Source organism: Streptomyces sp. NRRL S-37, from assembly GCF_000721605.1.
GTDB lineage: Bacteria > Actinomycetota > Actinomycetes > Streptomycetales > Streptomycetaceae > Streptomyces.
The window spans coordinates 145,104-168,246 of sequence record NZ_JOIZ01000011.1; the positions used below are offsets into that span (position 1 = coordinate 145,104).

A 23,143-nucleotide genomic window follows, 5' to 3' on the forward strand; every position below is an offset into this window, starting at 1 on the left:
ATTCCCTGGTAGCGGCGGTCGTACGGCCTTCCCGGGACAAGATCCGGCCCGGGCGCGATGCTGCACGCGTACCCGTTCGCATGTCACGCAACCCTGCGATTCCCGGTCCGTCCACCGGCCTTCCGGCACCCCCTCCGGCCCCGATGATCCGCATGGCTATCATATGAGCACCCTCTAGCTCGAAAGATGATCCTGTGACTGTCAACGAAGACTCGTTCACCAGCTGGAAGCACCGCGAGGAGATCGCGGAGTCGATGATCCCGATCATCGGGAAGCTGCACCGCGAGCGGGACGTCACCGTCCTGCTGCACAGCCGCTCCTTGGTGAACAAGTCGGTGGTCAGCATCCTCAAGACCCACCGCTTCGCCCGGCAGATCGCCGGCGAGGAGCTCTCGGTCACCGAGACGCTGCCCTTCCTCCAGGCGCTCACCACGCTCGACCTCGGCCCCTCACAGATCGACATCGGCCTGCTCGCCGAGGCCCACCGCGCCGACGACCGGGGCCTGTCCGTCGAGGAGTTCACCGCCGAGGCCGTCGCCGGCGCGACCGGCGCCGACAAGATCGACCGCCGCGAGCCGCGCGACGTCGTCCTCTACGGCTTCGGCCGCATCGGCCGCCTCCTGGCCCGGCTGCTCATCGAGAAGTCGGGGTCCGGCAACGGTCTCCGACTGCGTGCGATCGTGGTCCGCCGGGGCGGCGAGCAGGACATCGTCAAGCGGGCCTCGCTGCTGCGCCGCGACTCCGTGCACGGCCAGTTCCAGGGCACCATCACCGTCGACGAGGCGAACAGCACGATCACCGCCAACGGCAACACCGTCAAGGTGATCTACGCGGGCGACCCGACGGAGATCGACTACACGGCGTACGGCATCAAGAACGCCATCCTCATCGACAACACCGGCAAGTGGCGCGACCGCGAGGGGCTTTCGCTGCACCTGCGTCCCGGCATCGACAAGGTGGTGCTCACCGCGCCCGGCAAGGGCGACGTGCCCAACATCGTGCACGGCGTCAACCACGACACCCTCAAGCCGGACGAGCGGATCCTGTCCTGCGCGTCCTGCACCACCAACGCGATCGTGCCGCCGCTGAAGGCGATGGCGGACGAGTACGGGGTACTGCGCGGGCACGTGGAGACGGTGCACTCGTTCACCAACGACCAGAACCTGCTGGACAATTACCACAAGTCGGAGCGGCGCGGCCGTTCGGCGCCGCTGAACATGGTGATCACCGAGACGGGTGCCGCCTCGGCCGTCGCCAAGGCGCTGCCCGACCTCGGGGCGACCATCACCGGCAGCTCGATCCGGGTGCCCGTGCCGGACGTCTCGATCGCGATCCTCAACCTCCAGCTCGGCCGCGCGACCGACCGCCAGGAGGTCCTGGAGCACCTGCGCAACGTATCGCTGACCTCGCCGCTCAAGCGCCAGATCGACTTCATCAGCGCGCCCGACGCGGTCTCCAGCGACTTCATCGGCTCGCGCCACGCCTCGATCGTCGACGCCGGCGCGCTGAAGGTCGAGGGCGACAACGCGATCCTCTACCTCTGGTACGACAACGAGTTCGGCTACTCCTGCCAGGTCGTCCGGGTCGTCCAGTACGTTTCCGGGGTGGAGTACCCGACCTACCCGGCCCCGGCGGTCTGACCCGGAAAGCCGGCAAGCGGAACGGACGCGACGACGGGGCGGGGGCGGGCGGGATGCCCGTCCCCGCCCCGGTCTGCCCGCTGTACCGGCGGTAAGGGGCAGATCGGTAACGATCACCCCGTTCGGGTTGCCGGACCACGTGGAGTTCCTAGTCTTCCGGCATGGCCCTCTTCAGCAGTCGCACCGGTAAACGCCCCCGTATCGTGCCCGCCCTCGACGACGCCGAGCTGGCGCGCGTGCTGGGGCGGTTGAGCAAGCGGAACGGGGGCGGCAGGGCCGCGGACGTGACCCTCGTGTCCTCCTTGCTGGAGGAGACGGGGGACGACTGGGACCGTCGCGGTCACCGGATGTCCGTCCTGGCCGAGGCGACGGCCGACGCGGAGATCGCGGCGGCGTGGCTGGGCCGGGAGCCGCAGAACGCGGACGCCCTGGTGTTCCACTCCTGGACCGGGCTGGTGCGCGGTCTGCGGGACGGACACCTGGAGGACGCCGGGCAGTTGGTCTCCCAGTGCCACCAGGCCGCCGAGCGAAGACCGGAGGATCCGCTGCCGTGGGTGGTCCTGCTCGGGGTGTCCCGGATCGAACGCTACGGCCAGAACGACGTCAACGCCGTCTGGCGGGAGGCCACCGGGCGCGACCGCTGGCACCGTGAGGCGTATCTGCAGATGCTCGCGTACCTGTCGCCGGAGGAAGGCGGGTCCAGCGCGGCCGTCCTCGACTTCGTCGACGTGGTGCGCACCCGTATCCCGGCCAACGCGGCCTGTGCGGCGGTCGAGTTGACCGCCGCCGTGCGGCAGTACCAGGGGCTGCTGGCGCAGGGCGGGGTGCGGGCCATGACGGCCGGCCAGCTGTGGGAGGGCGGACAGATCACGGCCGCGCTGGACCAGGCGGCCGCGCTGTGGGCGAAGCCGGGTTTCTTCCAGCACGCGGCGGCGCAGGCCGATCTGAACGTGCTGGCGTACGCCCTGTGCGCGGCCGGCCGGGCCGTCGACGCGCACCCCGTCTTCCAGACGCTGCAGGGCACGGTCACGCCCTGGCCGTGGAACGCCGACGGACCCGCGCTCCAGCGGTTCGAGCAGCACCAGGCCAAGGCGGAACGGGGACGGCAGGGCGGCGTCGGCGGAGGGTGACGTCCGCCGGCCGCCGCTCCCCCGTCAGTTCCGTGCCAGGACGGTGGTGACGGCCTCCCGCAGCACCGCCGCCGGATCCGGTACGGCTCCTTCGGAGCGCCAGGCGACGAAGCCGTCGGGGCGGACCAGTACCGCGCCGTCCTCGGTGATCCCGTGCGTCCGGGCCCAGTCGGCACCGTCCTCGGGGATCAGTTCCGCGTCGGGTCCTTCGCCCACCCGGTACGCGTCGAGCGGTACGGACAGGTCCTTCGCGGCCTTCGCCGCCGCGGTGTGCCAGTCGCAGGCGCCGTTCGCGGAACTCAGCAGTACGCACGACCGCTCGTACAGGTCGAGCGTGGAGATCCGGGTGCCGGAGCGGTCCAGCCACACGTGCGGGGCGCGGCTGCCGGGCTCGCCGGTCAGCATCACCCCGTCGGGGATGACCGGCGTCGCCGGGTCGGCGCCCAGGACCGCGCCGCGCGGGTAGCGGTAGCAGAGCGCCACGTTGAGGATGCCGCCCGGCTTCATCCCGGGACCACCGGGACCACCGGGACCACCGGGACCGCCGGCTCCAGGGCCGCCGGGACCACCGGGACCACCGGGACCGCCGGGACGACCGGCTCCGGCTCCGGCTCCGGGGCCACCGGCTCCGGGACCGCCGGGGGCTGGGGCTCCGAGGGCGGGCGCGCCGGGGGCGGGGGTGTAGCCGGGGTGGCTGTGCTCGCTCGAACGGGAGGAGGCACGGGCGCTGGTCGCCTCCGCGACGGGCCGGCGTTCGGCGTCGTAGGACTCCAGCAGGCCGGGCGCGGCCCAGCCGCCGAGCACGGCGGCCAGCTTCCAGGCGAGGTTGTGGGCGTCCTGGATGCCGGTGTTGGAACCGAACGCCCCGGTGGGCGACATCTCGTGGGCCGAGTCGCCGGCCAGGAACACCCGGCCGTCCGCGTACCGTTCGGCGACCCGCTCGGCGGCGTGCCAGGCGGCCCGGCCGGTGATCTCCACGTCGAGGTCCGGCACGCCGACGGCCTTGCGGATGTGGGCGACACACCGCTCGTCGGTGAACTCCTCGAGCGTCTCGCCGTGTTCGGGGTGCCAGGGGGCGTGGAACACCCAGTGCTCCCGGTTGTCGACCGGCAGCAGGGCCCCGTCGGCCTCCGGGTTGGTCAGGTAGCAGACGATGAACCGCCGGTCCCCGACGACTCCGGCGAGACGGCGGGAGGTGAACGTGAGGCTCACGTTGTGGAACAGGTCGCCCGGGCCGTTCTGCCCGATGCCCAGCGCCTCGCGGACGGGGCTGCGCGGGCCGTCGGCGGCGACGAGGTAGTCCGCCCGGATCCTGGTGTGCTCGCCGGTCTCCCGGCTCTTGACCAGCACCGTCACACCCTCGGCGTCCTGGTCGAAGGAGAGCATCTCCGTCCCGAAGCGCAGGTCCCCGCCGAGTTCGCGGGCCCCTTCGAGGAGCACCGGTTCCAGGTCGTTCTGGCTGCACAGGCACCACCCGCTGGGGCTGAAGCGGGCGAGCCCGCCACCGGGGTCGATCTCCTGGAGCAGCCACTCGCCCTCGTCGCCCGCCAGGCTCGGGGTCTGCCAGATGCCGTGGTTCTCCGCCAGGACCGAGGCGGCCCGGCCGATGCGCTGCTCGAGCCCGGCCGTCCGGAACAGCTCCATGGTGCGTACGTTGTTCCCCCGCCCGCGCGGGTGGATCGACGTGCCCGCGTGGCGTTCGACGAGCGTGTGCGGCACGCCGAGGCGCCCCAGGAAGAGGGACATCGACAGGCCCACCAGGGAACCGCCGACGATGAGGACCGGCGTGCGGTGATCCGCCCGGCCGGCCGTATCCGATCGATTCATTGAAACGCCTCCAGCGTCGCCCTCGACGGGCTGTGGGATGGGACGCACCTTTCATGCCCGGTACGGGCCCGCTCGCGTCCCGGCGGCACCCGGATGGCACGCGGTTCACCCACCTGCCCCGTGTCGCTCGCGCACACCGGAAAGTCGCGTCAACGATCGACTCATGGCGACCTCCGGATCTTCGGACACGGCGGTCGTTGCCCGACCTTCCGAAGAAGAGGAGAGGTGCGCCGGATGACCATGTCGGCACGCATTTCGCAGTCTGCGTTCGACGGCTCGAGGTTGCGGGTGATCCTGCTCCTGGACCTGTACGAAGGAGCCCAGGAACAGTTCCTCGAGGCGTACGAGCACATGCGCAACAAGGTCGCCTCCGTTCCCGGCCACATCAGCGACCAACTGTGCCAGTCGATCGAGAACCCCTCGCAGTGGCTCATCACCAGTGAATGGGAGAGCGCCCTGCCGTTCCTCGCGTGGGTGAACAGCGAGGAGCACATCCAGATCGTCCGGCCGATGCACAGCTGCGTCCGGGACACCCGGTCGATGCGTTACAGCGTCCTGCGCGAGACCCATCCGGACCAGCCGCTCACCGCCGAGGCAGCGCGGGCGGGCCTGCAGAAGGCGGCACGCGTGGGCGCCGGGATCACCCGCCACGCCCTCACCTTCACCGTGAAGCCGGGCTCCGAGTCCAAGGTCGTGGACATCCTGGCCAATTACGACGCACCCGAGACGCGCATCAACGGCATCACGCGGCTGCACCGCACCTCCCTCTTCATGCACGGCAACCGCGTCGTGCGGGCGGTGGAGGTGGAGGGCGACCTGCTGGCCACCCTGTGTCACGTGGCCAGCCAGCCCGAGGTCCAGGCGGTGGAAGAAGCCATCAACCCCTATCTGGAGCAGGACCGGGACCTGTCCGACTCCGACTCCGCGCGGGTGTTCTTCACCCGGGCGGCGCTCCCGGCCATGCAGCACGTGACGGCCGGCCGTCCGGAACCCGGCGGCCTGCGACGGCACATGCTGTACTACCCGGCCGTGGCGGACCACGGTCTGGACATGGCCCGGTTCCTCGCCCACCAGGACGAGGCCGCGGCGAGCGACCCGGACAGCCCGGTGTACGCGAGCACCGTCTTCCAGCGCGACGACGTCGTGGTCCGCATGATCGACGTCATCGGCGAGCTCGATCTCGACCCCGCCGCCGCCCTCGGCGTCAAGGGCCCGGGCAAGGCGGCCGAGCTGGAGCGTCTCCTGGACGGCGCTGCGATCGGCGTCGAGGGCTCCCTGGACTCGGAGCGCACCCTGCACCGGCTCCTGGCGCACGCCGACATGATGCCCGTCACCGACCGCAGCTCCGCGGATTCCTGACGGTCCACCGCGGTGACGTCCGCGGCCGCGGACGCCCGGACGTCACCGGCACACCCGGAGGTAACAACCATGTCCAAGCAGCATCCACGCATCGTGGACCTGAGCGAGACGGAACCCAACCGGCGGCGCGGAGGTGACCTCAGAACCCTGCTCACCCCGGCCACCGTGGGCTCCACCAGCGGCTTCATGGGCCTGGCGATCATCAAGCCCGGCGAGCGCATCGGCGAGCACTACCACCCGTACTCCGAGGAGTTCGTGTACGTGGTCAGCGGCGCGCTCGAAGTGGACCTGGACGGCGAGCCGTTCGCGCTCCGCGCCGAGCAGGGACTGATGATCCCCATCGACATGCGGCACCGCTTCCGCAACGTCGGCGACCAGGAGGCCCGCATGGTGTTCCACCTGGGCCCGCTCGCCCCGCACCCGAGTCTCGGTCACGTCGACACCGAGGAGACCGAAAGCGCCCCCGCCGGGCCGCAGTTGACGGTCGGTGGTCCCGAAAAAGGCCGGACGGCCGAGCCGAGCGAGGCCATAAAATGACCCGCCGGGTGGCCGTCACCGGTACAGGTGTGGTCGCTCCCGGCGGCATCGGAGCGACGGCGTTCTGGGATCTTCTGGCAGCCGGCCGCACCGCGACCCGCGGCATCTCCCTGTTCGATCCGGCGGGCCTGCGCTCGCGCATAGCCGCCGAGTGCGACTTCGACCCGTCCCAGCACGGCCTGGACGCGGACCTGTGCCGGCACGCGGACCGGTACATCCAGTTCGCCGTGGTCGCCGCCGCCGAGGCCGTGCGCGACTCCGGACTCGACACCGGGACCGCGGACCCGTGGCGCACCGCGGTCTCGCTGGGCAGCGCGGTCGGCGGCACCACCCGGCTGGAACACGACTACGTGCTGGTCAGCGAGGGCGGACGGCGCTGGGACGTGGACCACCGGCAGGCCGAGCCGAAGCTGCACCTGGCGTTCTCGCCGAGCACCCTCGCCTCGGTCGTCGCCGAACGGTTCGACGCCCGGGGCCCGGTGCAGACCGTCTCCACCGGCTGCACCTCCGGGCTCGACGCGGTCGGCTACGCCTTCCACACCATCGCCGAGGGCCGGGCCGACGTCTGCATCGCCGGGGCGTCGGACTCGCCGATCTCACCGATCACGATGGCCTGCTTCGACGCCATCAAGGCGACGTCGCCCAACAACGACGACCCCGAGCACGCCTCCCGGCCCTTCGACGCCCACCGCGACGGCTTCGTGATGGGCGAGGGCGCGGCCGTACTCGTCCTGGAGGAGTACGAGCACGCGCGGGCCCGCGACGCGGAGATCCTCTGCGAGATCAGCGGCTACGCCACCTACGGCAACGCCTACCACATGACCGGTCTGACCAGTGAGGGACTGGAGATGGCCCGGGCGATCGACACCACGCTCGACCAGGCCCGCATCGACCCCACACTGATCGACTACGTCAACGCGCACGGCTCCGGCACCCGGCAGAACGACCGGCACGAGACGGCCGCCGTGAAGCGGTCCCTGGGCGCGCACGCTTACAAAACGCCCATGAGCTCCATCAAGTCGATGGTGGGGCACTCGCTGGGCGCGATCGGCGCGATCGAGGTGGTCGCCTGCGTCCTCGCGCTGAAGCACCAGGTGGTGCCGCCCACGGCGAACTACGAGACCCCCGACCCCGAGTGCGACCTGGACTACGTACCGCGCACCGCCCGCCCGCGGAAGCTGAACCACGTGCTCTCCGTCGGCAGCGGATTCGGCGGCTTTCAGTCCGCGGTGCTGCTGTCCGGGCCGGGTGGGAGGACACGATGAGCAATCGGCGCCCCGGGCGCGCGGCCGTCACCGGCATCGGTGTGATCGCGCCCAACGGACTGCGGACCGACGCCTACTGGAAGTCCGTCCGCGAGGGCCTCAGCGTGCTGGACCTGATCAGCCGCGAGGGCTGTGACCATCTGCCGCTGCGGGTGGCGGGCGAGGTCCGGGCCTTCGACCCGGCGGCCCTCATCGAGGACCGGTTCCTGGTGCAGACCGACCGGTTCAGCCACTTCGCGATGGCCGCCGCCGCCCTCGCCCTCGACGACGCCGGACTCGGCGGCGAACCCGCCGATCCGTTCTCGGTCGGCGTGGTCACCGCGGCCGGCTCGGGCGGCGGCGAGTTCGGCCAGCGCGAGCTGCAGAAACTGTGGAGGAAGGGCTCCAAGTTCGTCGGCCCCTACCAGTCCATCGCCTGGTTCTACGCCGCGAGCACCGGCCAGATCTCCATCCGCGGCGGCCTCAAGGGGCCCTGCGGAGTGGTGGCGAGCGACGAGGCGGGCGGTCTGGACTGCCTCGCGCACGCGAGCCGGGCCCTGGGCCGCGGCACCGACGTCATGGTCGTGGGGGCCACGGAGGCGCCGCTGGCCCCGTACTCGATGGTGTGCCAGCTCGGCTACCCCGAGCTCAGCACCCTCGACGACCCCGACCGGGCCTACCGTCCGTTCACCGAGAAGGCGTGCGGCTTCGTACCCGCCGAGGGCGGCGCGCTGCTCGTCGTCGAGGACGAGTTCCGTGCCCGTGACCGCGGGGTGCCCGTACGGGCCGTCGTGGCCGGCCACGCCGCCACGTTCACCGGGGCCTCCCGCTGGGCGGACTCCCGGGAGGGCCTGGCCCGCGCGATCCGCGGCGCCCTTGACGAGGCGGGCTGCGCGCCGGAGGAGATCGACGTCGTGTTCGCCGACGCCGTGGGCGTCCCCGCGGCGGACCGCGCCGAGGCGCTGGCGATCGCCGACGCGCTCGGCGCGCACGGCACCCGCGTCCCGGTCACGGCGCCCAAGACGGGCTTCGGCCGCGCCCACTGCGCGGCGCCCGTGCTGGACACGGTGGCCGCGGTGCTCGCCCTGGAGAACGGCCAGGTGCCCCCGACGCCCAACGTGTTCGACATCTGCCACGACCTCGACCTGGTGATGTCGCGGGCTCGCCCGGCCGAGCTGCGCACCGCCCTCGTCCTCAGCAGGGGACTGATGGGCTCCAACGCGGCGCTGGTCGTGCGCCGCGGTGACGATTCCGCCCGGTAGGAACGGGCGGGGAAGGAGCAGTCACCCATGATCACCACCGAAGTGACCTTCGACGAGCTGGCCACGCTGATGAAGCAGGCGGCCGGCATCACCGTCGACCCCGAGGAACTGAAGGGCTCCGCGGAGTCCCCCTTCGACGTCTTCGGTCTCGACTCGCTCGGCCTGCTCGGCATCGTCGGCGAACTGGAGAACCGGTACGGCGCGTCGCTCCCCCCCGACTCGGAGCGCTGCCGGACGCCGCGGGAGTTCCTGAACCTCGTCAACAGCACCCTCACGGCTGGAGCCTGAACGTGGCCGGACACACCGAGAACAGCATCACCATCGACGCTCCCTTCGACCTCGTGTGGGAGATGACCAACGACCTGGAGAACTGGCCGCGGCTGTTCAGCGAGTACGCGTCCGTGGAGGTCCTCTCCCGCGAGGGGGACACGACGACGTTCCGGCTCACCATGCACCCGGACGAGAACGGGAAGGTGTGGAGCTGGGTGTCGGAGCGCACCCCGGACCGGGAGAGGCGGACCGTCCGCGCCCGCCGGGTCGAGACGGGCCCGTTCGCCCACATGGACATCGTGTGGGAGTACGCGGAACTGCCGGGCGGTGTGCAGATGCGCTGGATCCAGGACTTCGCGATGAAGCCCGACGCCCCGGTCGACGACGACTGGATGACGGACAACATCAACCGCAACTCCCGTACGCAGATGGCCCTGATCCGGGACCGGATCGAGCAGGTCGCCCGTGACAGCGAGAGCGCGTCCGTCGCGTCCTCGCGCTGAGCGCCGGCCCGCCGGCCGAAGGAAGGACAGTCCCATGCACCACGCCCTCATCGTCGCCCGGATGAAGCCCGGTTCGGCGCCGGACATCGCCCGCGTGTTCGCCGACTCCGACCGGGGGGAACTCCCCCACCTGATCGGGGTCGGCCGGCGCAGCCTCTTCCAGTTCGGGGACGACCTGTACCTGCACCTCATCGAGTCCGAGCAGGACCCGGCGCCCGCGATCGCGAAGGTCGCCGGACATCCCGAGTTCCGCGGCATCAGCGAACGGCTGGAGGCGTACGTGAGCCCGTACGACCCGGCCACGTGGCGCAGTCCCAAGGACGCCATGGCGCGGTGCTTCTACCGCTGGGAGAGCGGCGCCCGTCCCTGAGCGCACACCCCGAGGCCGCCGGTCCCGCGTCAGTCGCGGAGCCGGCGGCCTCGGGGTTGTCCGGGGTGGCCCGGGTCAGCCGGGGACGGTGCACTCGAAGGCGTGCAGATAGGCGTTGACCGGGGTGACACCGTCGATGACGAGGCCCGCGCCGGTCAGCCGGTCGACCATGCTCCGCCGGGTGTGCTTGGCGCCGCCGACGTTGAGGAGCAGCAGCAGGTCCATGGCGGTGGTGAACCGCATCGACGGGGTGTCGTCGACGAGGTTCTCGATGACGACGACGCGGGCCCCGGGCCGTGCCGCCGCGCGGACGCCCGCGAGCACCCGGCGGGTGCTGTCGTCGTCCCATTCCAGGACGTTCTTGATGATGTACACGTCCGCCCGGACGGGGACGCCCTCGCGGCAGTCCCGGGCCACGATGTCGACGCGGCCGGCGAGCGAGCCGCCCCGGCGCAGCCGGGGGTCGGCGTTCTCGACGACGCCCGGCAGGTCGAGCAGGGTGCCGTGGAGGTGAGGGTGTTTCTCCAGGAGGCTGGCCAGGACGTGTCCCTGGCCGCCCCCGATGTCCACGACGGAGGAGGCGTCGTCCAGGTCGAGCAGCAGGGCCACGTCGCGCGCGGACTGCTCGCTGGAGGTCGTCATGGCCCGGTTGAACACATGGGCGGACTCGGGGGCGGACTCGTTGAGGTAGGTGAAGAACTCCTGGTGGTACACGTCCTCGAAGACGCCCTGTCCGGAACGCACCGCCTCGTCGAGCCGCGGCCAGACGTTCCAGGTCCACGGTTCGGTGCACCACAGGGCGATGTAGCGCAGGCTGTGCGGGTCGTCCTCGCGCAGCAGCCGGGACATCTCGGTGTGCTCGAAGGTGCCGTCGGGGTTCTCGGCGAAGACGCCCTGGCAGGTCAGGGCGCGCAGCAGCCGCCGCAGGGTGTGCGGCTGGGTCTTCACCGCCGTCGCCAGGTCGTCGACGGTCATGGGGGTGTCGTCCAGCGCGTCCGCCACGCCCAGGCGGACGGCCGCGCGTACGGCGGCGGCGCACGCCGCCCCGAAGACGAGCTCCCGCAGCCGCATGGGCGGCGGGGGAGCCGGATCAACGGTGGTCATCCGTTGCCTCGCTTCCGCTGTCGTGCAGTGGGGGGGTGGGGCGAGCGGGTCAGCACATGCCCGCGGGCTCGGAGAGCGTGCAGGTGTTGCGGCTGAACGTGTTGTTCTCGGCGGTGTCCCGGTCGGCCAGGTCGGCCGGACTGTTGCCGGTCACCAGGTTGTCGCGGATCTCGTTGCGCTCGCTGGGCGCGCCGACGAGGCTCTTGAAGAGCACGATGCCGCCGGAGAGCGGGGAGGTGCCCTTGTTGTCCTCGACCCGGTTGTAGGCGACCAGGGTCTCCTCGGCGCCGGTGAGGACGATGCCCGAGCCCTGCAGGAAGGGCAGCCGGGGCGTCTTGGGGCAGTACTTGTTGTTGGCGTGGACGTAGTTGTACGTCACCCTCAGGTCGCCGGCGCGCGGCTTCGACTCGTCGCCGACCACGAAGACGGCGGCGCAGTTGCCGGTGGCCTCGTTGTGATGGACGGTCAGGTTCCGCAGTCGGCGCACGGTGACGCCGACGCGGTTGTCGGCCACCCGGTTGTAGCTGATCACGGTTCTCTCCGCGTCCCGGGCGCCTTCCTCGGTGTCGACGGTGTTGGCGACGAACAGTCCGGCGTCGCCGTTCTTCCGGACGAGGTTGTGGCTGAGCGTGCTGTGCACGGAGCGTTCCTCGGCGATGCCCCACTGGCCGTTCTTCTCCGCCAGGACGTACTTGACCTCCAGCCCGTCGGTGCCGGTGGCCCACAGCCCGTTCTTGGCGTATCCCCGCAGTGTCAGGGACCGTACGGTGACGTTCTCGACGGGGCTCTTGTCGGTGCCGGTCACGCAGATGCCGTTGCCCGCCTTGGCGCAGGCGTTCTTGCCGGCTTTCGCGGCGGGCGCCAGGACGGTGCGTCCGGCGCCGTGACCGCGCAGGGTGATGTCCGGCTTCCTGATGTCGACGCTCTGCCGGTAGGTGCCGGGCGCGAGGAGGACGGTGTCCCCCGGCTTCGCGGCGTCCACGGCCTTCTGGACCGACTGGCCGGGCTGTACGCGGTGCACGGTCGGATGGTGGGCCGACGGGGCGGCGCCCAGTCCCGCGGCCACGGCGGCGGCGGTACAGGCGAGAAGGGCGATGTGTCGTTTGTTCATGAGCCGAAGCTATGAGCGGGGTTGGGGCCCCGCCACCGGTGATCACCCGGGTGGGCCGATGCTCCCCGCCCCACGGGTGATCACCCGGCCGGCTCGTCTCCCGTGGCCGGGTGGCGGCGTACCCGCCGGCGGTGTGCCGGGGGGGGACGGGCGGGTGGTGCGCGGGAAACGGGGCGGGCCGCCCACCGTGCGGTGGGCGGCCCGCCCCGTCGTGTGTTCCGCCGGCTCAGGCGACCGGGGCCGTCCGGTCCTCGTCCGGCGTGGTGTCCGCGGTGGCGGCCTCCTCGGCGAGGCGTTCCATGCCGCTGGTGGTCTTCAGCGGCTTCTCCTTCAGGAAGACCACGGCGACCAGCGCGAGCAGCGCGAACGGTGTGGCGACGAGGAACAGGTCGGCGGTGGCGACACCGTAGGCGTGCTCCACGATCTCCCGCATCGGGGCGGGCAGCGTGCTCATGTCCGGGACGCTGTGCCCGCCGCCCGAGCCGCCCTCGGCCCCTGCGGCGACGCCCGCCTTCTCCATTCCCTTGGCCATCTCGTCGGCAACCCGGTTGGCGAGGATCGCGCCGAGGACGCTGGTGCCGATGGTGCCGCCCATGCTGCGGAAGAAGGACAGCACGGAGGTGGCGGCGCCCAGTTCGGCCGCGGGGACGTCGTTCTGCGCGGCGAGCACCAGGTTCTGCATCAGCATGCCGACGCCGACGCCGAGGACGGCCATGTACAGGCTGAGCAGTCCGAAGTGCGTGTCCGCGTCGATCAGGGAGAGCAGCGCGAGGCCGGCGGTCATGACGACCGCGCCCGCCACCAGGTAGCTCTTCCACTTGCCGGTCCGGCTGATCAGCTGTCCGGCGACGGTGGACGACACCAGCAGGCCCAGGATCATCGGCAGGCTCATCAGACCGGCGACGGTCGGCGACTTGCCCAGGGAGACCTGGAAGTACTGCGAGAGGAAGACGGTCCCGCCGAACATGGCGACACCGACCAGGAGGCTGGCCACCGTGGTCAGGGTGACCGTGCGGTTCCTGAAGATGCCGAGCGGGATGACCGGCTCGTCGGTACGGGCCTCGACGAGGACCGCCAGGGCCAGCAGCAGCACGCCGCCGGTCACCAGTGCGGCGGTCTGCCACGACGCCCAGTCGAACTGGTTGCCGGCCAGGGAGACCCAGATGAGCAGTGCGCAGACACCGGCGACGATCAGGAAGGCGCCGAGCCAGTCGATCTTCACCTGGCGCTTGACGGTGGGCAGCCTCAGCGTGCGCTGCAGCAGGAAGATGGCCAGCAGCGCGAACGGCACGCCGATGAAGAAGCACCAGCGCCAGCCCAGCCAGTCGGTGTCCACCAGCACGCCGCCGATCAGCGGTCCGGCCACGGTGCCGATGGCGAAGACGGCACCGAAGATGCCGGAGTACCTGCCCAGTTCCCGGGGCGGGATGACGGCGGCCATGACGACCTGCGCGAGTGCGGTCAGACCGCCCGCGCCGATGCCCTGCACGACCCGGCTGAAGATCAGCAGCGTCGTGTCGTGGGAGAAGCCCGCCAGCAGCGAACCGATCACGAACATCAGCAGCGAGAACTGGAGCAGCAGCTTCTTGTTGAACAGGTCGGACAGCTTGCCCCACAGGGGCACCGTCGCGGTCATGGCCAGCAGTTCGGCGGTGACGACCCAGGTGTAGGAGGACTGGCTGGCCCCCAGGTCGGCGATGATCGTCGGCAGCGCGTTGGAGACGACGGTGCCCGCCAGGATGGCGACGAACATGCCGGCCATCAGGCCCGACATGGCCTGGAGTATCTGCCGTTGGGTCATGGAGGTGGAAGGCGCGTCGGCGGGCGCCGGGGGTGAGGTCACGGGATCTCTTTCGGACGATGGTCGAACGGTCACGCGCGGGGCGGGCACCGGCGGGTGCCGGCACCCTCGGGGCGCGGGACGGACAGCGTGGGGGGGCGGCCGCGGCGGGAAGCCGGGCGGCCGGCGGTGAGGGCCTACGCGGGAGGTGCCGGGAGGCCGGCGGCGAGGAGGGCGAACACCTCCTGGAAGACGTCGAGGAAGGCGGCTTCCTCCGGCCGGGCGGACCAGTGCTCCATGCTGGTCCGCACCGCGGCGCCCGCCACCGCGGCCAGCAGCCGCGGGTAGAGGTCGAGCGCACCGCGCCGTTCCTCGTCGGTCGCGCGGGCGGGTGGGGACACGGACGCCGTCGGCCCGCCGGCGCGGATGCGCGCGGCGATGGCCTCGGCCAGTCCGGTCTCGTCCGCCATGTGCGCGCCGAGCGTACGGACCAGCAGGTGCGGCGAGGCGTGCACCACCTGGGCGTGCAGCCGCCACAGCTCGTGCTGCTGCTCCGCCTCGGTGAGTTCCGCGGCCAGGGCCTCACGCAGGGCCTGGAGCGGGGAGAGCTCGGCCGGCGCGTCGAGCACGGCCTGCCGCATCCGCGCGCCTGCGTCCGCGTCGATCACGACGAAGGCGTCGTCGCGGGTGTCGAAGTAGTTGAAGAAGGTCCGTACGGACACCCCGGCCGCCGCGCTGATCGCCTCGACGGTGACCTTCTCCGCACCGTGTTCGGCGGCCAGCCGTACGGCGGCCTCGGCGAGAGCGGCACGGGTGGCCCGCTTCTTCCGCTCCCGCAGCCCGCCCTGCGCGGCACTCTTCTCCGACATACCTTGCATGCTATGCAAAGATGCACGCCGTGCAAAATTAGCTCCGGCCGGCTCCTGCCCGGCGCACGACGGCGTGAAGGCCGTCCCCGGTGCCCCGCGTGGGGAACACCGCCCCGATACTCGTCATGGCGGGGCACCGCGAACCAGCCCGGAAGGACGGACGATGGCGAACTCACGGTCCGGGGAGACGGTCATCGGGCGGATCGTCCGCGTCCTGGAGACGTTCGACACCGACAGGACCGTGCAGACGGCGGCGGAGATCGGACGGCGCGCGAGGCTGCCGTCGTCCACGGCGCACCGGATCGTGGCCGATCTCGTGGAGTGCGGGCTGCTGGAACGGGACGAGGAGCAGCGGGTGCGGCTGGGCATGCGGCTGTGGGAGCTGGCACTGCGCGGCTCCCACGCCCTACGCCTGCGGCAGGCGGCCCTGCCGTTCATGGAGCGGGTGCAGGCCCGGGTCCGGGAGCACACCCAGCTCGCGGTGGTGGAGAACGGCGAGACCCTCTTCGTGGAGCGCCTGTCCCATCCGCGCGCGGGCGCGAACATCACCCGGATCGCCGGACGCCTCCCCCTGCACGCCTCTTCGTCGGGGCTGGTTCTGCTCGCCCACGGCCCTCAGGAGCTGCGCGAGCGGGTCCTCGCCGGGCCGCTCGAGGCGGTCTCGCCGGAGACCGTGACCGACCCCGTGCTGCTGCGCCGCGTCCTGGCCGGCGCCCGGCGGGACGGCGTCGTCGTGGCTCCGGGGACGGTCGAGGCCGTCTCCACGGGCGTCGCCGTGCCGGTGCGCGAGGGACGCGGGCGGGTGGTCGCCGCGCTGTCGGTCGTCCTCCCCCGCTCCGCGCCGACCGGCCCCGCGGCCGAGGTGCTGCGCTCCGCCGCCGCGGGCATCTCGGCGACGCTCGGCGCGCACCGCCCGTAGCCGGCGGTCCGGCCGGGAGCCCGGGGATCCGGTTCCCGTTCAACGGGAAGGACCGTCGTCAACGGGGACGGACCGGCGCCAGACTCCGTCCCACCCCGTCGGCCGTCGAAGGAGACGACATGCCCGTACGCACCCGAGTCGCCGTCATCGGAGCAGGCCCCGCCGGTCTGCTGCTGTCCCATCTGCTCGGCCGCCACAGCATCGAGTCGGTCGTCATCGACTCCCGCAGCCGCGAGGAGATCGAGACCACCATCCGGGCCGGCATCCTGGAGCAGGGCACCGTCGAGATCCTCAGCGAGACGGGGGCCTCGGACCGGGTCCTCACGGCCGGGCAGAGACACGAGGGCATAGAGCTGCGCTTCGACGGCGAGGGCCACCGGATCGACTTCGCCGCGGCCGTCGGCCGGGCGGTGTGGCTCTATCCGCAGCACGAGGTGCTGAAGGACCTGGTCGCCGCGCGCCTCGCCGCCGGCCAGGACCTCCGTTTCGAAGTGACCGCCGAGCGCGTGGAGGACGCGGAGACGGACCGGCCGCGCGTCGTGGCCAAGGACGCCGGGGGCGCCGCCGTCGAGATCGAGGCCGAGGTCGTCATCGGCGCGGACGGCTCCCGCGGGGTGACCCGCGAGGCCGTCACGGGCCCGTACGGCGGCTACTTCCGGGAGTACCCCTTCGCCTGGTTCGGCATCCTGTGCGAGGCGCCGCCCAGCGCCGGGGAGCTGATCTACAGCAACTCGCCGGACGGCTTCGCCCTCATCAGTCAGCGCGGTCCCGGTGTGCAGCGCATGTACTTCCAGTGCGACCCGGCGACCGAGACCGGGGCGTACACCGAGGAGCGGCTGTGGGAGATCCTGCGGTCGCGCGTCCCCGGCATCACCCTCAACGAGGGCCCGGTCTTCCAGCGGGACGTGCTCCGCTTCCGCAGCTTCGTCGCGCGCGAGATGCGCCGGGGCCGGGTGGTGCTCGTCGGCGACGCGGCCCACACCGTGCCGCCCACCGGCGCCAAGGGCATGAACCTCGCCGTCGCCGATGTCGTCCTGCTCACCGAGGCGCTGCGCGCGCTGCTGCTCGACGGGGACGAGTCCCTCTTCGACGCCTTCCCCGACACCGCGCGGAAGCGCATCTGGAAGGCACAGCACTTCTCCTGGTGGATGACGAACATGCTGCACCCGCGGCCCGGGGCGGGCGACTTCGACCGCATGCGCCAGATCGGCGAGCTGCGCTCGGTCGTCGAGTCGGACGCCGGCCGCGCGTACCTCGCCGAGGGCTACACCGGCTGGCCGCTCGGCTGACCGCCGGGGCGGCTGACGCGGGCGGGTGACGAGAGCCCGCCGGTCACGGGCCGTGGACGACTCCCCCGGCAGGCCGTACGGCGATCGGCGGGCCGTACGCCACCGCGCGACCGTGCGCGTCGACGGCCGGGGCGTCGGGACCGCTGGAACCGGCCCGGACGCCTGATCCACCGGCCGCGCCCGTGCGTCCGTCGGGCGTCGAGCGAGCGCCTCGTCCATGGACTCCTCCCGCTGGCGGCGCAGGAGTCCGTGGAAGGCGTGGGCGCCGTGCGGACAGGCCGTCGGACCGCCGGGATCGTGGACGGGACGGCGGCTCCGGCGGACGACGGCCGGCCGGCGGTGTGGCCCCCGCGCCGGCCTACGTCTCCCCGGCCGCCGCGCCGAGGGCGTCCAGGACCGGGCGGATCAGCGGGTGTTCCTCGGCGCCGCGGCGGACGGCGGCGAAGACGCGGCGGGTCGGGGCCGTCCCGTCGACCGGGCGGACGACCACGCCCGTGAGGTCCATGCCGCGCAGCGCCGAGCGGGGCACCAGGGCGACGCCGACGTCCGCCGAGGCGAGGGCGACCACCGCGCGGAAGTCGTCCGAGGAGTGCTCCAGGCGGGGCTGGAACCCGGCGCTCTCGCAGGCCAGCACGACCACGTCGTGGCAGGGATTGCCGGGGTACGGGCCGATCCACGGGTCCTTGGCCAGCTCGGCGAGCGGCACCTCGGCGGTGTCGGCCAGGCGGTGGGTGACGGGGACGACCGCGTCGAAGGGTTCGGCGTACAGCGGTACATGGGCCAGGCGCGGGTCGTCGGCGGGCGGCGCCCCGCGGTACTCGACCGCCACGGCGACGTCGACCTGCCGGTCGAGGACCATCAGGAGACTGGCGTCCCCCTCGGCGTCCTGGACCCGGATACGGATGCCGGGCGCCGACCCGGCGAGGCGGGCCACCGCGGGCGCGACGACCTGGGCGATCCCGGTGGCGAACGCGGCGACCGTGACCGTGCCGGCCTCCCCCGCCCCGTAGGCGGCCAGTTCCGCCTCTGCCCGCTCCAGCTGGGCGAGGACGGCGTTGGTGTGGCCGAGCAGGATCTCTCCGGCCGGGGTCAGCCGTACGCCCTTGGCGCCGCGCTCGACGAGACGGTGGCCGGTCTCCTGCTCCAGGGCGGCGAGCTGTTGGGAGACGGCCGAGGGGGTCAGATAGAGCGCGGCGGCCGCCGCCGTGACCGTGCGGTGGTCGGCCACCGCACGGAGGATGTGGAGCCGCCGTGCCTCGATCATGAAGGCGATTGTCTCAAATCGCTCGGTGTGTTCCGCTCAGGCGTCGAGCTCCGCCCGGGCCGCCGTGAAGGCGTCCACCGCGCGGTTCACGTCCTCGGTGGAGTGGGCGGCGGAGAGCTGGACGCGGATGCGGGCCTGGCCCTGCGGCACCACGGGGTAGGAGAAGCCGATCACGTACACCCCGCGCTCCAGCAGCAGCTCCGCCAGGCGTCCCGCGCGGGCCGCGTCGCCGATCATCACGGGGGCGATGGCGTGGTCGCCGGGGAGGACGTCGAAGCCCTCCTCGGTCATCCGGCGGCGGAACAGCGCGGTGTTCCCGGCCAGCCGGACACGCAGGTCGTCGGCCGACTCCAGCAGGTCGAGGACCTTCAGCGAGGCGGCGGCGATCACCGGGGCGAGCGTGTTGGAGAACAGGTAGGGGCGGGAGCGCTGGCGCAGCAGGGCGACGATCTCCGCGCGGGCGGCGACGTAGCCGCCGGACGCGCCGCCGAGCGCCTTGCCGAGGGTGCCGGTGATGATGTCGACGCGGTCCATGACGCCGTGCAGCTCGGGGGTGCCGCGCCCGCCGGGGCCGACGAAGCCGACGGCGTGCGAGTCGTCGACCATGACCATGGCGCCGTGCCGGTCGGCGAGGTCGCAGATCTCGGCCAGCGGGGCCACGTAGCCGTCCATGGAGAAGACGCCGTCGGTGACGATCAGCGTGCGGCGGGCGCCGCCCTCCGCGGCCTCCTTGAGCTGCCGCTCCAGGTCGGCCATGTCGCGGTTGGCGTAGCGGAAGCGGCGGGCCTTGGAGAGGCGGATGCCGTCGATGATCGACGCGTGGTTCAGGGCGTCGGAGATCACCGCGTCCTCGGGGCCGAGCAGCGTCTCGAAGACACCGCCGTTGGCGTCGAAGCAGGAGGAGTAGAGGATCGTGTCCTCCTGGCCGAGGAACGCCGAAAGGCGTGCCTCCAGCTCCTTGTGCACCTCCTGGGTGCCGCAGATGAAGCGCACGGACGCCATGCCGTAGCCCCAGCGGTCCAGGGCCTCGTGGGCGGCGGCGACCACCTCGGGGTGGTCGGCGAGGCCGAGGTAGTTGTTGGCGCAGAAGTTGAGCACCTCGCCGGGGCGGCCGCCGGCGGTGACGTTCACGGTGGCGGACTGGGGGGTGCCGATGACGCGCTCGGGCTTGTGCAGTCCGGCGGCGCGGATCTCGTCGAGGGTGGTGCGCAGGTCGTCGCGCACGGAGTCGAACATGTCGGGAAGCTCCTGGAGAGGAAGATGACTTACGCGGTTGGCTTACGCGATTGACTTACGCGGTCCAGTCGAGGATGACCTTGCCGCCCTTGCCGCCGGCCGCGTCCTCGAAGGCGGCCTCGAAGTCGCGGTGGGAGTAGCGGCCGGTGATCACGGGGGCGAGGTCCAGGCCGCCCTCCAGCAGCACCGACATGGCGTACCAGGTCTCGAACATCTCACGGCCGTAGATGCCCTTGATGGTGATCATGGAGGTGACGATCCGGGACCAGTCGACGGGGAACTCCTCGGCCGGCAGGCCGAGCATCGCGATCCGGCCGCCGTGCGTCATGTTGGCGATCATGTCGCGCATGGCCTCGGGGCGGCCGGACATCTCCAGGCCGATGTCGAAGCCCTCGCGCAGGCCGAGGGTGTGCTGCCCGTCGGCGATGGTGGACTCGGCGACGTTGAGCGCCAGGGTCGCGCCGATCTTGCGGGCGAGTTCCAGGCGTTCCTCGCTGACGTCGGTGATCACGACGTTGCGGGCGCCCGCGTGCCGGGCGACGGCGGCGGCCATCAGACCGATCGGTCCGGCGCCGGTGATCAGGACGTCCTCGCCGACGAGCGGGAAGGACAGCGCGGTGTGCACGGCGTTGCCGAACGGGTCGAAGATCGCGGCGACGTCGAGGTCGACGGGGACCCGGTGCACCCACACATTGGTGGCGGGGAGCACGACGTACTCGGCGAAGGCGCCGTCGCGTCCGACGCCGAGGCCGACCGTGGCGCGGCACAGGTGGCGGCGTCCGGCCAGGCAGTTGCGGCACTTGCCGCACACCAGGTGGCCCTCGCCGCTGACCCGGTCACCGGTCTTGATGTCGGTGACGTCCCCGCCGGTCTCCACGACCTCGCCGACGAACTCGTGCCCGAGGACCAGCGGGGTGTCGATGGTCTGCTGCGCCCAGCCGTCCCAGTTACGGATGTGCAGGTCGGTGCCGCAGATACCGGTGCGCAGCACCTTGATCAGCACGTCGCCGGGTCCGACGGCGGGCTCCGGGACGTCCGCGAGCCACAGACCGGGCTCCGCCTTCTGCTTGACCAGCGCCTTCACGCTACGGCTCCTGAGGGTGAGTCCCGGCCCGCGGGCACGCCGAAGCGGCCCCGGCCCGGGAAGAGGAGTGGAATCGCACTGCAATCTGCCGTACGCCACCCTCACCGGTCCATCGAGGTTTTCTTAAGCGCGGCCACAGCTTTCCTTCACGCCGTCACCCGTCCGGCCCCGTACCGGGCGGAGTCACAGCGGCAGTCCGTCGTCCTCCCGGCGCTCCAGCCGTACGACGAGATCCGCGGCCCGCTCCTTGATGGCGGCGAGCCCCGGCTGCCCCCAGGCACGGGGCTGGATGTCGGTGACCGACACGGTGCCGAGCACCATGCCGGTGCTGTCGATGAGCGGCGCCCCCAGGTAGGAACGGATGCCGAACCCGTCCACCACCGGGTTGCCCGCGAACCGCGGGTAGTCGCTCACGTCCTCCAGGACCAGTGCCCTGCGGCGGGCCACCACATGGGGGCAGAAGCCGTGGTCGCGGGGCAGCACCCGGCCCAGCAGGGCGCCGGTGCCGTCGCTCCGCACGACGGGCGCGACGGGCGGGGTGTGCAGGCCCGCGAAGAACTGCCCGTCCTCACCGGGCAGGTTGACCATGGCGTACGGCGCGCCGGTGAGCTCGGCGAGGGCGTGGGCGAAGGCGTCGAGCGCGGGCTCGGGGCGGTCCCCCAGTCCCAGCCGGCGCAGTCTGCGGGCGCGCTCCGGCGCTTGGCCGTCCTCGGGGGTGAGCAGCAGACGACCTGCCGGGCGGGGCGGGTCGTAGCTCATCGGCGGGCTCCCGGGCTAGGGGGGAAGAACATATATGGGCTCCGAGGGTGTGCGGGGATCACATGTGGGCGCCATACTCCGTCGTGGCGGCCGGGGTGTGGGCGATGAGGTGGCGGACCAGGGTCAGCAGGGTCTGGACGCCGGAGCTGGAGATCCGGGCGTCGCAGCGGACGACGGGGACCTCCGCGGGGAGGTCGAGGGCGGCGCGCACCTCCCCGGGGTCGTAGCGGAAGGCGCCGTCGAACTCGTTGACGGCGACGACGAAGGCGAGACCGCGCTGCTCGAAGAAGTCGACCGCCGCGAAGCACTCCGCCAGGCGCCGGGTGTCGGCGAGGATGACCGCGCCGAGCGCGCCCTCGCAGAGTTCGTCCCACATGAACCAGAACCGTTCCTGGCCGGGGGTGCCGAACAGGTACAGCACGTGTTCCGCGTCGAGGGTGATGCGGCCGAAGTCCATGGCCACGGTCGTCTCGACCTTGTTCTCGATACCGTCGAGGCTGTCGGTGCCGGCGCTGACCGTGGTGAGGAGTTCCTCCGTGCTGAGGGGCGCGATCTCACTGACCGCGCCGACGAAGGTCGTCTTGCCCACGCCGAACCCGCCCGCCACCAGGATCTTGAGTGCGGTGGGGAACGGGTCGTCGTGGTCCGCGCCGTCGCCGTGGTCAGAGCTGTCGTCGTAGTCCATCGAGCACTGCCTCCAGAAGGGCCCGGTCCGTCGGGTTGTGGTGGAACGCGGGGGGCTTGTCGGTGAGCGCCCCGCAGTCGACGAGGTCCGCCAGCAGCACCTTGGTGACGGCCACCGGCAGTCTGAGGTGGGCGGCGACCTCGGCGACCGGGACGGGAGCGCGGCACAGGTCGAGGGCCTGCGCGTGCTCGGGGCCGAGGTAGCCGAAGGGGGTGGCGCCGGTGGCTCTGACCTGCGACATGAGGTCGAGGGCGACGGTGGGGCGGGTACGGCCGTTGCTGACCGTGAAGGGGCGTACCAGCCGTCCGGCCGCGTCGTCGAGCCAGGGCCCGTCACCGGCCGCCGTCACGCTCAAGGCCTCATCGCCGACGGTTCGACGCCCTGCTGGCGGGGAGCGGTCATCAGGTACGGCCGTACGGACTTGACCAGCATCGCCATCTCGTAGCCGAGCACCGCCGCGTCGGCCTCGCGGCCGGCCATGACGGCGAGGCAGGTGCCGGAACCGGCGGTGGTGACGAACAGCAGGGTCGAGTCGAGCTCGACGACGACCTGCCGGACGTCGCCGCCGTCGCCGAAGCGGATGCCGGCGCTGCGGCCGAGGGAGTACAGGCCGGAGGCCAGGGCGGCCATGTGGTCGGCGGCGTCCGGGTCGAGGCCGTGCACGGACTTCACCAGTCCGTCGCAGGACAGCAGTACGGCGCTGCTGGTGTGCGGTACGCGTTGCACGAGGCCGCTCATCAGCCAGTCGAGGTCGGATACCTGGGCGGTCGGCGCATCGCTCGCCATGGTGGATCGACTCCTTGGGGTACGAAGGTCTGCGGGAGCGCTGGGGGCGGTGCCGGTCATCCGGCGGGCGTGCTCCCGCCGTGTCGGGCGGGGTGGTCGGTGGGGGGTGCGGGTG

General features: G+C 72.0%; 23 protein-coding genes. 11 read left to right on the forward strand and 12 right to left on the reverse strand.

Annotated elements, in window-relative coordinates; translation table 11 throughout:
• The first annotated feature begins 194 nt into the window (after nt 1-194).
• Together IH50_RS0118200 and IH50_RS0118205 are read left to right on the forward strand one after the other, a co-directional pair.
• Complete coding sequence (locus tag IH50_RS0118200; protein ID WP_030862875.1) at nt 195-1,640, forward strand: glyceraldehyde-3-phosphate dehydrogenase; 1,446 nt, start codon at nt 195-197, stop codon at nt 1,638-1,640.
• 161 nt (nt 1,641-1,801) lie between these two features.
• Nucleotides 1,802-2,770 carry a hypothetical protein gene (locus IH50_RS0118205; protein WP_030862878.1) on the forward strand — a complete coding sequence of 323 codons (969 nt, stop codon included), beginning with the start codon at nt 1,802-1,804 and terminating at the stop codon, nt 2,768-2,770.
• A 24-nt stretch (nt 2,771-2,794) separates the two neighbouring features.
• On the opposite strand, the gene IH50_RS0118210 is transcribed toward IH50_RS0118205, so the two are convergent.
• Nucleotides 2,795-4,597, reverse strand: a complete 1,803-nt coding sequence (locus IH50_RS0118210; protein WP_030862881.1) for an FAD-dependent oxidoreductase — start codon at nt 4,595-4,597, stop codon at nt 2,795-2,797.
• Nucleotides 4,598-4,831: 234 nt separating this feature from the next.
• On the opposite strand from IH50_RS0118210, the gene IH50_RS0118215 reads away from it, so the two are divergent.
• The 7 genes from IH50_RS0118215 to IH50_RS0118245 all read left to right on the forward strand — a co-directional run bounded on the left by IH50_RS0118215 (nt 4,832) and on the right by IH50_RS0118245 (nt 10,142).
• On the forward strand, nt 4,832-5,956 hold the full coding sequence (locus tag IH50_RS0118215; protein ID WP_030862883.1) for a SchA/CurD-like domain-containing protein: 1,125 nt from the start codon (nt 4,832-4,834) through the stop codon (nt 5,954-5,956).
• Between the two features lie 69 nt (nt 5,957-6,025).
• Nucleotides 6,026-6,493 carry a cupin domain-containing protein gene (locus IH50_RS0118220; protein ID WP_030862886.1) on the forward strand — a complete coding sequence of 156 codons (468 nt, stop codon included), beginning with the start codon at nt 6,026-6,028 and terminating at the stop codon, nt 6,491-6,493.
• On the forward strand, nt 6,490-7,758 hold the full coding sequence (locus IH50_RS0118225; RefSeq protein ID WP_030862888.1) for a beta-ketoacyl-[acyl-carrier-protein] synthase family protein: 1,269 nt from the start codon (nt 6,490-6,492) through the stop codon (nt 7,756-7,758). Before IH50_RS0118220 ends, IH50_RS0118225 begins: the two co-directional genes overlap by 4 nt.
• The gene (locus IH50_RS0118230; protein ID WP_030862891.1) at nt 7,755-8,999 is read left to right on the forward strand and encodes a ketosynthase chain-length factor; all 1,245 of its coding nucleotides are present in this window, start codon (nt 7,755-7,757) and stop codon (nt 8,997-8,999) included. Before IH50_RS0118225 ends, IH50_RS0118230 begins: the two co-directional genes overlap by 4 nt.
• Nucleotides 9,000-9,026: 27 nt before the next feature.
• Entirely contained in the window at nt 9,027-9,287 is a 261-nt protein-coding gene (locus tag IH50_RS0118235) for an acyl carrier protein (protein WP_030862894.1), read from the forward strand.
• Nucleotides 9,288-9,289: 2 nt separating this feature from the next.
• Nucleotides 9,290-9,772 carry an SRPBCC family protein gene (locus IH50_RS0118240; RefSeq protein WP_030862897.1) on the forward strand — a complete coding sequence of 161 codons (483 nt, stop codon included), beginning with the start codon at nt 9,290-9,292 and terminating at the stop codon, nt 9,770-9,772.
• 34 nt (nt 9,773-9,806) lie between these two features.
• Complete coding sequence (locus IH50_RS0118245) at nt 9,807-10,142, forward strand: TcmI family type II polyketide cyclase (RefSeq protein ID WP_030862899.1); 336 nt, start codon at nt 9,807-9,809, stop codon at nt 10,140-10,142.
• 75 nt (nt 10,143-10,217) lie between these two features.
• Here the strand turns inward: IH50_RS0118245 and IH50_RS0118250 are convergent, their stop codons facing one another.
• From IH50_RS0118250 to IH50_RS0118265, 4 genes are all read right to left on the reverse strand, one after another.
• Nucleotides 10,218-11,246, reverse strand: coding sequence for a methyltransferase (locus IH50_RS0118250; RefSeq protein WP_030862902.1), 1,029 nt, complete (start codon nt 11,244-11,246; stop codon nt 10,218-10,220).
• 49 nt (nt 11,247-11,295) lie between these two features.
• Nucleotides 11,296-12,357, reverse strand: a complete 1,062-nt coding sequence (locus IH50_RS0118255; RefSeq protein ID WP_030862905.1) for a right-handed parallel beta-helix repeat-containing protein — start codon at nt 12,355-12,357, stop codon at nt 11,296-11,298.
• Nucleotides 12,358-12,583: 226 nt separating this feature from the next.
• Complete coding sequence (locus IH50_RS0118260; protein ID WP_420709071.1) at nt 12,584-14,158, reverse strand: MDR family MFS transporter; 1,575 nt, start codon at nt 14,156-14,158, stop codon at nt 12,584-12,586.
• A gap of 176 nt (nt 14,159-14,334) precedes the next feature.
• The gene (locus IH50_RS0118265) at nt 14,335-15,015 is read right to left on the reverse strand and encodes a TetR/AcrR family transcriptional regulator (RefSeq protein WP_030862911.1); all 681 of its coding nucleotides are present in this window, start codon (nt 15,013-15,015) and stop codon (nt 14,335-14,337) included.
• Nucleotides 15,016-15,169: 154 nt separating this feature from the next.
• On the opposite strand from IH50_RS0118265, the gene IH50_RS0118270 reads away from it, so the two are divergent.
• The gene (locus IH50_RS0118270) at nt 15,170-15,925 is read left to right on the forward strand and encodes an IclR family transcriptional regulator (protein ID WP_030862914.1); all 756 of its coding nucleotides are present in this window, start codon (nt 15,170-15,172) and stop codon (nt 15,923-15,925) included.
• 119 nt (nt 15,926-16,044) lie between these two features.
• Nucleotides 16,045-17,214, forward strand: coding sequence for a 4-hydroxybenzoate 3-monooxygenase (locus tag IH50_RS0118275; RefSeq protein WP_030862916.1), 1,170 nt, complete (start codon nt 16,045-16,047; stop codon nt 17,212-17,214).
• A gap of 358 nt (nt 17,215-17,572) precedes the next feature.
• Here IH50_RS0118275 and IH50_RS0118280 read toward each other — a convergent pair whose 3' ends face one another.
• From IH50_RS0118280 to IH50_RS0118310, 7 genes are all read right to left on the reverse strand, one after another.
• Complete coding sequence (locus tag IH50_RS0118280) at nt 17,573-18,478, reverse strand: LysR family transcriptional regulator (RefSeq protein ID WP_030862919.1); 906 nt, start codon at nt 18,476-18,478, stop codon at nt 17,573-17,575.
• Between the two features lie 36 nt (nt 18,479-18,514).
• Nucleotides 18,515-19,714: a glycine C-acetyltransferase gene (locus IH50_RS0118285; protein ID WP_030862922.1), complete on the reverse strand. Its 1,200-nt coding sequence runs from the start codon at nt 19,712-19,714 to the stop codon at nt 18,515-18,517.
• Nucleotides 19,715-19,769: 55 nt separating this feature from the next.
• Complete coding sequence (gene tdh, locus IH50_RS0118290; protein ID WP_030862925.1) at nt 19,770-20,798, reverse strand: L-threonine 3-dehydrogenase; 1,029 nt, start codon at nt 20,796-20,798, stop codon at nt 19,770-19,772.
• Nucleotides 20,799-20,981: 183 nt separating this feature from the next.
• Complete coding sequence (locus tag IH50_RS0118295; RefSeq protein ID WP_030862928.1) at nt 20,982-21,557, reverse strand: GAF domain-containing protein; 576 nt, start codon at nt 21,555-21,557, stop codon at nt 20,982-20,984.
• Nucleotides 21,558-21,615: 58 nt separating this feature from the next.
• Complete coding sequence (locus IH50_RS0118300) at nt 21,616-22,242, reverse strand: GTP-binding protein (protein ID WP_030862931.1); 627 nt, start codon at nt 22,240-22,242, stop codon at nt 21,616-21,618.
• A complete protein-coding gene (locus tag IH50_RS0118305; protein WP_030862933.1) occupies nt 22,220-22,591 on the reverse strand; it encodes a DUF742 domain-containing protein in 372 nt (123 codons plus the stop codon). Before IH50_RS0118305 ends, IH50_RS0118300 begins: the two co-directional genes overlap by 23 nt.
• Before the next feature lie 2 nt (nt 22,592-22,593).
• Nucleotides 22,594-23,028, reverse strand: coding sequence for a roadblock/LC7 domain-containing protein (locus IH50_RS0118310; RefSeq protein ID WP_030862935.1), 435 nt, complete (start codon nt 23,026-23,028; stop codon nt 22,594-22,596).
• Nucleotides 23,029-23,143: the final 115 nt, after the last annotated feature.

Coding starts and splice junctions, on each gene's coding strand:
- IH50_RS0118205 (WP_030862878.1), top strand. CDS start 1,802: ATGGCCCTCTTCAGCAGTCGCACCGGTAAACGCCCCCGTATCGTGCCC.
- IH50_RS0118210 (WP_030862881.1), bottom strand. CDS start 4,597: ATGAATCGATCGGATACGGCCGGCCGGGCGGATCACCGCACGCCGGTC.
- IH50_RS0118215 (WP_030862883.1), top strand. CDS start 4,832: ATGACCATGTCGGCACGCATTTCGCAGTCTGCGTTCGACGGCTCGAGG.
- IH50_RS0118220 (WP_030862886.1), top strand. CDS start 6,026: ATGTCCAAGCAGCATCCACGCATCGTGGACCTGAGCGAGACGGAACCC.
- IH50_RS0118225 (WP_030862888.1), top strand. CDS start 6,490: ATGACCCGCCGGGTGGCCGTCACCGGTACAGGTGTGGTCGCTCCCGGC.
- IH50_RS0118230 (WP_030862891.1), top strand. CDS start 7,755: ATGAGCAATCGGCGCCCCGGGCGCGCGGCCGTCACCGGCATCGGTGTG.
- IH50_RS0118235 (WP_030862894.1), top strand. CDS start 9,027: ATGATCACCACCGAAGTGACCTTCGACGAGCTGGCCACGCTGATGAAG.
- IH50_RS0118245 (WP_030862899.1), top strand. CDS start 9,807: ATGCACCACGCCCTCATCGTCGCCCGGATGAAGCCCGGTTCGGCGCCG.
- IH50_RS0118250 (WP_030862902.1), bottom strand. CDS start 11,246: ATGACCACCGTTGATCCGGCTCCCCCGCCGCCCATGCGGCTGCGGGAG.
- IH50_RS0118255 (WP_030862905.1), bottom strand. CDS start 12,357: ATGAACAAACGACACATCGCCCTTCTCGCCTGTACCGCCGCCGCCGTG.
- IH50_RS0118260 (WP_420709071.1), bottom strand. CDS start 14,158: ATGACCCAACGGCAGATACTCCAGGCCATGTCGGGCCTGATGGCCGGC.
- IH50_RS0118265 (WP_030862911.1), bottom strand. CDS start 15,015: ATGCAAGGTATGTCGGAGAAGAGTGCCGCGCAGGGCGGGCTGCGGGAG.
- IH50_RS0118270 (WP_030862914.1), top strand. CDS start 15,170: ATGGCGAACTCACGGTCCGGGGAGACGGTCATCGGGCGGATCGTCCGC.
- IH50_RS0118275 (WP_030862916.1), top strand. CDS start 16,045: ATGCCCGTACGCACCCGAGTCGCCGTCATCGGAGCAGGCCCCGCCGGT.
- IH50_RS0118280 (WP_030862919.1), bottom strand. CDS start 18,478: ATGATCGAGGCACGGCGGCTCCACATCCTCCGTGCGGTGGCCGACCAC.
- IH50_RS0118285 (WP_030862922.1), bottom strand. CDS start 19,714: ATGTTCGACTCCGTGCGCGACGACCTGCGCACCACCCTCGACGAGATC.
- IH50_RS0118295 (WP_030862928.1), bottom strand. CDS start 21,557: ATGAGCTACGACCCGCCCCGCCCGGCAGGTCGTCTGCTGCTCACCCCC.
- IH50_RS0118300 (WP_030862931.1), bottom strand. CDS start 22,242: ATGGACTACGACGACAGCTCTGACCACGGCGACGGCGCGGACCACGAC.
- IH50_RS0118310 (WP_030862935.1), bottom strand. CDS start 23,028: ATGGCGAGCGATGCGCCGACCGCCCAGGTATCCGACCTCGACTGGCTG.